The sequence below is a fragment of the Lacihabitans sp. CS3-21 genome (assembly GCF_024343675.1).
In the GTDB taxonomy this organism is placed as follows: domain Bacteria; phylum Bacteroidota; class Bacteroidia; order Cytophagales; family Spirosomataceae; genus Leadbetterella.
In genome coordinates this window covers 1-1,558 of sequence record NZ_RJUD01000076.1, presented here as the reverse complement: position 1 = coordinate 1,558, position 1,558 = coordinate 1, and the positions used below count along the sequence as shown (strand labels likewise).

Here is a 1,558-nt window from a genome sequence, read left to right as displayed (position 1 = left end):
CGTTCCTGATGGGTCATAGGTCAAAGTAGCTACTTGTACTGGGGTCAATACTTGGCCTACCGTTGCTGCTACTCCACCTACATATAAGGTTCCCAATGTTGGTAAACTTTCAATTCTGTAGTTGGCTATTGTGCCATCTGCATCCGTCGCTGTCAAAGCATTGATCGCCGTTTGCCCTGCTGTTGAAGCTATCGGTGCATTGGTATCGTTGTTGGCTACTGGAGGATTGTTGGTAAAATTGATGGTAACAGTAGCAGGTGTAGGGTCAACTAGACCTGTATTATCAAAAAAAGCATAATCAAAAACCACTGTTCCAACACTTGGAAATGAAGGATCAAGCGTTAATAAAGTTGAATTATAACTTGCTATTACTTGCTCATCTATAACAGCAATACCATTGTAATACAATGTTCCATTTAAAGGCAACTCTTTAATAATGATAGAATTAGTTACCCCTAAACTTCCATCCTCAGGATCAGAGCCGCTTAAAGTTGGAATAGTAACTGTATTCGTACCAGTCGGATTCAAAAATGTTCCAGATGCTGTATTTGAACTTGGTAACTGATTTAAACCAAAATTTACTCCTGTAATATTTGAAGCTACAACCGTAATGGGCGTATCACCTGAAGGGGTTCCATCTCCACTAGCTGCTGTACCTTCACCAATAGTATAATAACCTGTTGGAAAAGCAATAACTGGGGCCGGGTTTCCGAGAACACCTGTATTTGTACTTATCCTTACTGTAAAGCTACCAGAATCTATATTGTTGAAAATGTATGTTCCATCCGAATTTACAGTAGCAATGGCAACTACATTACCTAAAGTATTCACCAAATAAGCGTATAACCCTCCAAAGTTCGAACCTGTTCCATTAATTAATGAATTATTTAAACCATTTGCATCGCTATACACATTACCTTGAATACTAATACAGTAAGGTAACCTGAAGTTTAATGTTCCAGATTGCTCTTCCAAACCCCAAAACCAAGTATTGATAGTACGTAAATTACCAAAGTCATCATTTGCATTTGAAGGCGTATCTGAGCCTTCTCCACCAGGAAGAACAGGTGGTACAAGTAAAGAGCTTCCATAAGTTCCATTCCAACCGTGGCCTGGAGAATCTTGTCCTAGAACACTGTTATCCACACCTGCTCCAGTAGTATTATTTGCATGGTTGGTTAAACTAGCATCGTCCCAATACATCCTGAGATTTGGAACTGAAACTGGAGAAACAGCCGAGAGTGTAAACCCGTTTCGGTTCATTTCAGCATCGTATAAAGGCAAATTTATTCTACCTCTTAACATGCTAATTTGAGAAGTTACTGTTGTATTTGGCGAAAGTACATTCCCAAGACCGTCTAAACCATCCCATGGCATGAGATGGCTACCTGCAGTAACACCAAATGCCTCCAATATCCTATCCGTTGTACCCTCTTGAAATCCTGCGGTACCATTAACATCTAATAAAAATTTTACATCACCATCGACGTTGGTAAAATATGGAATAAAATATGCACCAGCACAACCAGTTACGTTACCATTGAGCGTTGGAGCGGCA

1 protein-coding gene is annotated in these 1,558 nt (G+C 39.9%); it reads right to left on the bottom strand.

Annotated elements, in window-relative coordinates; all coding sequences use genetic code 11:
• The coding region (locus tag EGI24_RS14500; RefSeq protein WP_255049180.1) for a hypothetical protein at nt 1-1,558 on the bottom strand (1,558 nt) is incomplete at both ends.